This is a genomic window from Chthonomonas sp., assembly GCF_035294505.1.
Taxonomy (GTDB): Bacteria; Armatimonadota; Chthonomonadetes; order Chthonomonadales; family Chthonomonadaceae; genus Chthonomonas.
Genome location: NZ_DATGKU010000028.1, coordinates 1 through 7,881, shown reverse-complemented (window position 1 = coordinate 7,881; position 7,881 = coordinate 1). Strand labels below are relative to the sequence as shown.

General features: G+C 55.8%; 6 protein-coding genes. 3 read left to right on the top strand and 3 right to left on the bottom strand.

What is annotated here, in order from left to right; all coding sequences use genetic code 11:
* From VKV18_RS00980 to VKV18_RS00970, 3 genes are all read left to right on the top strand, one after another.
* Window positions 1–626 (top strand): restriction endonuclease subunit S (locus VKV18_RS00980; protein ID WP_324202362.1); only part of this gene is annotated, 626 nt, incomplete at its 5' end.
* Entirely contained in the window at window positions 623–3,526 is a 2,904-nt protein-coding gene (locus VKV18_RS00975; RefSeq protein ID WP_324202361.1) for an HsdR family type I site-specific deoxyribonuclease, read from the top strand. The genes VKV18_RS00980 and VKV18_RS00975, both read left to right, overlap by 4 nt.
* A 17-nt stretch (window positions 3,527–3,543) precedes the next feature.
* A complete protein-coding gene (locus tag VKV18_RS00970) occupies window positions 3,544–3,855 on the top strand; it encodes a M48 family metallopeptidase (RefSeq protein ID WP_324202360.1) in 312 nt (103 codons plus the stop codon).
* A 15-nt stretch (window positions 3,856–3,870) separates the two neighbouring features.
* Here the strand turns inward: VKV18_RS00970 and kdsB are convergent, their stop codons facing one another.
* The 3 genes from kdsB to VKV18_RS00955 all read right to left on the bottom strand — a co-directional run.
* The gene (kdsB, locus tag VKV18_RS00965) at window positions 3,871–4,605 is read right to left on the bottom strand and encodes a 3-deoxy-manno-octulosonate cytidylyltransferase (RefSeq protein ID WP_324202359.1); all 735 of its coding nucleotides are present in this window, start codon (window positions 4,603–4,605) and stop codon (window positions 3,871–3,873) included.
* Between the two features lie 12 nt (window positions 4,606–4,617).
* On the bottom strand, window positions 4,618–6,057 hold the full coding sequence (locus tag VKV18_RS00960) for a hypothetical protein (protein ID WP_324202358.1): 1,440 nt from the start codon (window positions 6,055–6,057) through the stop codon (window positions 4,618–4,620).
* 1,053 nt (window positions 6,058–7,110) lie between these two features.
* On the bottom strand, window positions 7,111–7,881 hold a 771-nt coding region (locus tag VKV18_RS00955), incomplete at its 5' end, for an AAA family ATPase (RefSeq protein ID WP_324202357.1).

Here is a 7,881-nt window from a genome sequence, read left to right as displayed (position 1 = left end):
ATTGGCGGGTGGTGCGACTTGGAGAGGTAGTTCAAAAAACAAAACTGCTCGATCCGAGAAAGCAGCCAGATAGACATTTCAAGTATATTGATGTTTCATCTATCAGCAACGAGTCATTAGCCATTGTAGACCATAAAATCTATTTCGGCAAAGAAGCCCCTAGTAGAGCACGAAAACAGATCCATTATGGGGATGTGATCTTTGCGACCGTCAGACCATACCTGAAGCGTATAGCAAAGATTCCAATAGAATTTGACGGACATGTTTGCTCAACAGCATTTTGCGTACTTCATCCAATAACCAAATTGCTCGATGGAAATTATTTGTTTTTTGCAGTTTCCCGTGACCAGTTTGTTGAGAAAGTTTCAGAGCATCAGCGAGGTTCCAGCTATCCAGCAGTTACTGACAATGATGTCCTCAAGGAGCTCCTCCCCCTCCCACCCCTCGAGGAACAGCGCGAAATCGCGCGCATCCTCCACGCCGTGGATGAGAAAATCCGTACCGAGGAGACACGCAAAACCGCGCTGGAAGCGCTCTTCAAAACGCTACTGCACCACCTGATGACGGCCAAAACCAGGCTGCCCTCAGCGCTGGTGGCCGAGCACGGCGGGGAAAAACAACTATGAGCCGCTTTAGCGAACGCCGCACCGTGCAAAACCCCTTCATCCGCTATGCCGAGGAGGCAGGCTGGGAATACCTGCTGCCGGAAGAGGCTTTGCGCTACAGGGGCGGTGTGGAAAGCCCCCTGCTGAAAAGTGTGCTCGTCGAACGCCTGCAACTCCTTAACCCCGGCGTGGTAGATAGCCCCACCAAAGCCAACGAGGTGGTTGCCCGTCTGCTTAGGGTGCGGCCCGACATCGAGGGAAACCTAGAGGCTTGGGAGTATCTAAAAGGCCTAAAGACGCTCTTCGTAGAGGAGCAACATCGCGAGTGCAACCTGAAACTTCTCGATCCCCAACACCCACACAACAACTGCTTTCATGTTACCGACGAATTCCGCTTTGCAACAGCACAAGGGGGCACAAACGCCATCCGCGCCGACGTGGTGCTCCTTATCAACGGCATTCCGGTGATCGTGGTGGAGACCAAGGCCGCCACGCGCATAGAAGGCATTGCGGAGGCTTTAGACCAGCTTCGCCGTTATCATGAACAGGCGCCCGAGCTGATGGCCCAAGCGCAGCTGCTTACGCTAACGCATCTCGTCCAATTCTTCTACGGCCCAACTTGGAGCCTTACCCGCAAAACGCTGTTCAACTGGCGTGACGAGCAGGCAGGGGACTTTGAAACCCTGGTGAAAACCTTTCTCGCCCCCGGCCATGTGCTGCGCCTGCTCACCGACTACATCCTCTTTGTACGCAAGGACGGCGAGCTGACCAAGGCGGTGCTGCGTGCCCATCAGATGCGGGCTACAGAAAAGGTCGTCGCCCGCTCCAAAGACCCCCACAAGCGCCGCGGCCTCATCTGGCATACGCAAGGATCGGGCAAGACTTACACTATGATTACAGTTGCCAAGCGACTCTTGGAAGATCCGCGCCTAGAAAACCCCACCATCCTGATGATCGTGGATCGCAACGAGTTGCAACAGCAACTTTTTCAGAACCTTGAGGCGGTGGGCTTCGGCAGAGTGCATGTGGCACAGAATAAGCGCCACCTACAACAACTGTTGCGAGACGACACGCGCGGCCTTATTGTTTCCATGATCCATAAATTCGACGATGCCGACGCCGCTCTAAATACTCGAAGCAACATCCTTGTGCTGGTGGATGAGGCGCATCGTTCCACCGGCGGCGATCTGGGCAACTATCTTATGGGTGCCCTGCCCAATGCCACATTCGTAGGCTTTACCGGCACGCCTATTGACCGAACCGCACACGGGCAAGGCACCTTCAAAACATTTGGCATTGACGACTCACAAGGCTATCTTGACAAATACTCTATTCGCGAATCCATTGCAGACGGCACCACCGTGCCCCTATACTACCAAATGGCACCTAACGACCTCATCGCCAACGCTGAGGCCATGGAGCAAGAGTTCTGGGCCGCGGCGGAACTGGAGGGCGTGGCAGACGTCGAAGAGCTTAATCGCGTGCTTGATCGCGCGGTAACGCTCAAAAATATGCTCAAGAACCGTGAAAGAGTAGAAAAAATAGCTGCCTATGTGGCCGAACACTTCCGTCACTACATTGAGCCTATGGGTTACAAAGCTTTCGTGGTAGCGGTAGACCGTGAAGCTTGCGGGCTGCATAAGCAAGCCCTCGACCGCCACCTTCCTCCGAACATGAGTCGGGTCGTGATCAGCCGCGGGCCGAGCGATCCGCCCGAGCTGAGTCGATACCACCTAAGCGACGAGGAAGAGGCGGCTGTGCGCAAAGCTTTTCGCAAGCCGAACGAACAACCTAAAATCCTTATCGTCACCGAAAAACTGCTCACAGGCTACGATGCGCCAATCCTCTACTGCATGTATTTAGATAAGCCCATGCGCGATCATGTGCTTTTGCAGACCATCGCCCGCGTCAATCGCCCTTACGAGGACGAGACGGGGCGACGCAAGACGAACGGCCTCATCGTGGATTTTGTCGGAATTTTCAACAGACTAAAGCAGGCCCTCGCCTTCGACTCGGAGGATGTGAACGGTGTGGTCGAGGGGCTGGAGGTGCTTCAGGAACACTTCAAAGACTTGATGGAGCGTGGGCGAAACGAGTTTCTGCCGCTTAGCGTAGGAAAAACCGCCGACAAGGCCGCAGAGGCCGTTTTGGAATACTTCCGCGATAGGCAGCGCCGAGAAACGTTCTATGCCTACTTCCGTGAGTTAGAGGAGGGTTATGAGATTCTTTCCCCAGATCCGTTCCTGCGCCCGTTTCTCGATGACTATAAGGCGCTAGTGGAGATGTACCAGTTGCTGCGCAGCGCCTACGAGCCACACGTACCGATAGACCGCTCGTTTCTCCGCAAGACCGCGGAAATTATCCAGAAACATACTGTTACCAACACCGTACGTGATCCGTATGAAACCTACCAATTAGGAGCGCCAGCACTGCTGCAGTTGCTGGCAAAACCACAGCCAGACACGGTCAAGGTGTTCAACCTGCTTAAGGAGCTTCATAAACTGGTAGAGGCCCAGGGCAGAGGGCAGCCTCACCTTATCCCCATCGGCGAGCGCGCCGAGGCGATCCGGCACGCTTTCGAGGAACAGCAGATCAACAGCCAAGAAGCCCTGAAAGAACTCTCTCAACTCGTTCACGATCTGCAGACTGCTCAAGAGCAGTGCCAGCAGACTAACCTCTCACCAGAAGCCTTTGCCGTGGCCTGGTGGCTGCGCGTTCAAAAGAACTTCAATGCCGACCGGGCGGAACAGGTGGCCACTGCCGTGCAACCGATTTTTCACCAGTTTCCTCATTGGGCTACCAGCCCGGCTCAGGAGCGTGACCTGCGCAAGCAACTCTACAAGGTGCTAATAGATGCAGGGGAGACTAACCCGGTAACGTGGGTCAATGAGATACTCCAACTTCTTAGGAGGGCCACATAATAAAGTCAGCAGTGATCGTGAAGACTTCCCATACTCTCGATAAAGATACAGGGGAGAGCATCGTTCGAGACATTCTTGTAGCCGAGGTCTGGACGTGGGCGCAACGCCTTGAGGTGGCCAACCGCATTCGAGAAATACACCTACGCCCCATGAAGCGAAAGTGGGCGAGTTGCTCTTCGCGGGGGCGCCTCACCTTCGATGTCGATTTGTTGCGGCAACCGGCCCGCTTCCGCCGCGAGGTAATTGTGCATGAGTTGCTTCACCTTAAAATACCAAACCACGGACGCCTGTTTCGCGCCCTGCTTAAAGCCTATTTGCAAGAGAGTTAAGCACGAACTCCCCGCCTACGCCCCCAAAGCCAATAACTGCCGCACTCTCTCCAAATCCTCCGGCGTGTCTACGGCGATGGAGGCCTTCTCCACACGCGCCATCCGAATACGATAGCCCCACTCCAGCGCCCGTAACTGCTCCAACGATTCGGTGCACTCCAACGGGGTGGGTTCTAAGGTGGTAAAGAGCTGCAAAAAGCGATTTCGGTAGGCGTACAGCCCCATATGCTGCATCACCGGCACCGAGGATTCCTGCCGAGGATAGGGAATGCGAGAGCGGGAAAAGTAGAGCGCATCGCCGTTGCGGCCACACACCACCTTTACGCAGGCCGGATCGTCCAAACTTTCTTTTGGGCATGGGCACATCACGCTGGCCATGTCCAATGCGGGGTCGGCCTGAAGCAACTGCACCATGCGGTCAATACTCTCGGCCTCTAGAAGCGGTTCATCGCCCTGAATGTTCACCACGATGGCCTCTGGGGGGAGGCCCAGCAGCCTTGCCGCCTCGGCGACTCTATCGGTGCCGGTGCGGTGCTGCTGCGAGGTAAGGAGGGCCTTCCCCCCTTCCCTCTCAACCGCTTCGACAATGGCCACGTCGGGCGTGGCTACCCAAACCTCTTGCAAAGAGGCCGCCTTTCGAGCGCGTCGCCACACGTGGACGATCATGGGCTTGCCGCCGATATCGGCCAAAGGCTTGTTGGGCAAGCGCGTAGCGGCCAGACGTGCAGGAATGATGCCTACTACATCCAATGGAAACTCTCCTTAACGCTGAAAAAGTTGAACTACCAGCAGCTCATCCGGAACCATAAGCGCCAGGCGCCCTTTTATTATATCGCTCTCAACCCCATAGATGCCGTTGTTGGGACGATAGATAACGGCTTTATGGAAGCTCGATGGCAACAAGACCTCCGCAGGCATGGCGGGCGGCTGAATGGGTCTGGGCGGCGTGATGCTTGTGTCTTCATCGGCTATCTCATGCCAAAGCAGGAGCCAAAACTGTCCGTCGCTCTTCTGAAGCAGCAGGTGATGCACATACTGCGTTCGGTCGTAGGTAACCACCTGGCCGGAAATCGGCTCCCGATAGTCTTTCACCGGAAAAACGCGAATGGTCAGTGGCAATGCAGACGGTTTGAAACCGGTTCGAGGCCTCTTATCTCGCAATAGCGTGATGAGGTTTTTAACGGCATAGTAGGCCGGTTTTGGCGTAAGATCGCGACGCACCAGCCCAAAATGTGCCTCCCGATTGGTGCCATCGGGATCGTTAAACTCATCCACGAACTCATAGCTGTAGGTGCGCCGTATGCCTAAACGAAAGTATTCGCAGAAGAGGCGCGGCATGTATTTCGCATGGACGACCTCCGAAGGGCCGGCGCGGTTTGTGGAATAGCCTGTCTCTGTGGCGGCCATAGGCTTGGGCGCAAACGGCGGAGCATAGGTGAGAAAGGCATAAGGGAACTCATCGAGTTTGGAGGATGGAAAGTCACCCTGCCAATAGTATTTTTCAAGAGTGTCGTAGGGGAAAGGGATACTAAACGGGTTTCCCCCACAGTAAGGATGGAAGTTTCCCCAATCCACATAGTTCGTTAAACTCCCTTTGGGAAAAGGGTTTGGATGGCCTGCCCCTGGATCGTAGGTCACGCCGAGCGAGGGGCCTATCACGGTTAGCTTTGCCGTGACCGGGTTCGACTTTACGGCAGGATAGAGATCGGCCATAAAAGCCGTTACGCCTTTTACAATGCTGTCTATGCCTTGGTCTCCTCCCTCACCCTTGTAGGTGATGTGGAATCGTGGCCAGAACAGGTCCGGCTCGTTGGGGCCTTCGATGGCATCTATGCAAGGGTGAGCGGCGTTGAGAGTTTTGACCCGTTCGACGATGTCGGCTACCTTCTGCGCGTCCGGTTTCGACGAGGCTTCTGGGCCAACGGCGACACAGGTCTTTATGCCTAGCCTGCCGAGCTCGGTAATGCGTTCCGAGAACCCGTCGCGGATATGGCGGATGCCGGAATCGATCAGCAGATGCTTCACCCGTTCATAAGCGTAGCCATAAGGGGTGTCGCTATAAGTCCAGTGCGTACAGACGCCGATGCTATCTACAAAGGCCTCAGACCATTGCGCCTTCTCGATTGGCGATGCAGGAGCGGTTGAAGCTTGCAAAAGCAGCAGTGGAGAGATTCCGAGCAACTGACGACGGGTAATAGACACTTCTTTTCTTAGTCTCCCTCTTTCTTTGAAGAAGATAATACCCGCTCAAGGCCCCCACCCCCACGTCCTCCCCCTATCAGGGAGAGGGGCACCTCGTGGTGAGCGTCCTAGCGGACGGCGCCTTTGCGGCCAGCGCAGTTCCCGCGATCGTCTCTTTCTCTGGCCGCTGTATCGCCGTCTGCTTCTCCAGCCCCCACCCCCCCCGCCCCTCCCCCAATTTGGGAGAGGGGAGACCAGTAAGCTTATTGGCAGTCTCTTATGATAACCTTCCCTTCGGAAACCCAACATAACCGCCCCCTTTCTCCCGAATCGGGGGAAAGGACGGGATAGGGGGCGAGCAAAGTGGGCTTGCTTTAGGAATTGGCTCTAGAACTGGGAGATTGGCAGTCTCTGCAGCCCTACCCCTACTCCTCAGAACCGGTGGGGATTGGAATTCAAGATTTCTCGCCTTCGGCTCGAAATGACAGTAGCCTTCGGCTCTACAAACCCCCACCCCCCGCCCCTCAAGGCCGACGCTGGGGTCCCCAGAAAATCGCAAGATTTTCTGGGGCAGGGCGCCCTCCCCAAATTTGGGAGAGGGGAGACCAGTAAGCTTACCTTCGGTTTCCTTTGGTTAGCTTTCCCTTCGGAAACCCAACATAACCGCCCCCTTTCTCCCGAATCGGGGGAAAGGATGGGATAGGGGGCGAGCAAGATAAGCTCACTTTGCTGACTTGCTCTAGAACCGTGAAGTCGGCAGTCTCGACAGCTCCACCTCCTACCCCTCAGAACTGGTAGGGATTAAAATTCAAGATTTCTCGCCTTCGGCTCGAAATGACAGTTGTAGTATCGGCTCGAAATGACAGTTGTGTATCGGCTCGAAATGATAGTTGTAGTATCGGCTCGAAATGATAGTTGTTTATCTCGTCTCCGGTTCGGAATGACAGTTATATCGCCGGCTCTTCAAGTGCGTTGCCGTGCGCTAGCACCTCCCGAATCGGGGGGGCAAAAAAGAGGAAAGGCGACAGGCTTTTGCCTGTCGCCTCCCTTCATCGAACGTTTGCTTGCACCGGTCTAGCCGATGGTGGCCGGGGTCTCCAAAGGCGGCAGCCCGCCATCCTCTCCGGCCGGCAGCACTTCGGCCGCTTTGGGCCGGAACACGATTCGGTCCTCCTCCAAATCGGCCACCACTGTGTCGCCGGGCCGGAAGGTACCCCGCAGAATCTCGTCCGCCAGGGGGTCTTCGATCAGTCGTTGAACCGCTCGGCGCAACGGACGCGCCCCCAAGTTCGGGTCGAAGCCCTCTTCGGCGAGCTTCTCTTTCACCGGTTGGGTTACCTCAAGGGCAAGCTCCTGCCCTTTCAGCTGTTTCGCCACCCGGTTCAGCATCAGGTCTACGATCTGGAGTATCTCCTCACGCGTGAGCGGATGGAACACGATCAGCTCATCAATGCGGTTGATGAACTCGGGCCGGAAGGTTTTCTTCACCTCCTCCATCACCCGGTTCTTCATCGCCTCAATGGCTTTTTCATCGTTTGCTTTCCGCTCTGCGTCGCTGCGGATGCCCATACCACGCTCCTGCTGGATGCGCGCCGCCCCGATATTGGAGGTCATGATAATGACGGTGTTCTTAAAATCCACCACACGCCCTTGACTATCGGTAAGGCGCCCATCTTCTGCCACTTGCAGCAGGATATTGAAGACCTCGGGGTGGGCTTTTTCGATCTCATCGAGCAGCACCACCGAGTAGGGATTGCGGCGCACGGCCTCGGTAAGCTGTCCTCCCTCCTCGTACCCTACATAGCCCGGAGGCGCTCCCACCAGACGGGAGACGTTGAACCGCTC

Excerpts from the sequence above, each read along its gene's own strand:
- VKV18_RS00975 (WP_324202361.1), top strand. The coding sequence starts at position 623 with ATGAGCCGCTTTAGCGAACGCCGCACCGTGCAAAACCCCTTCATCCGC.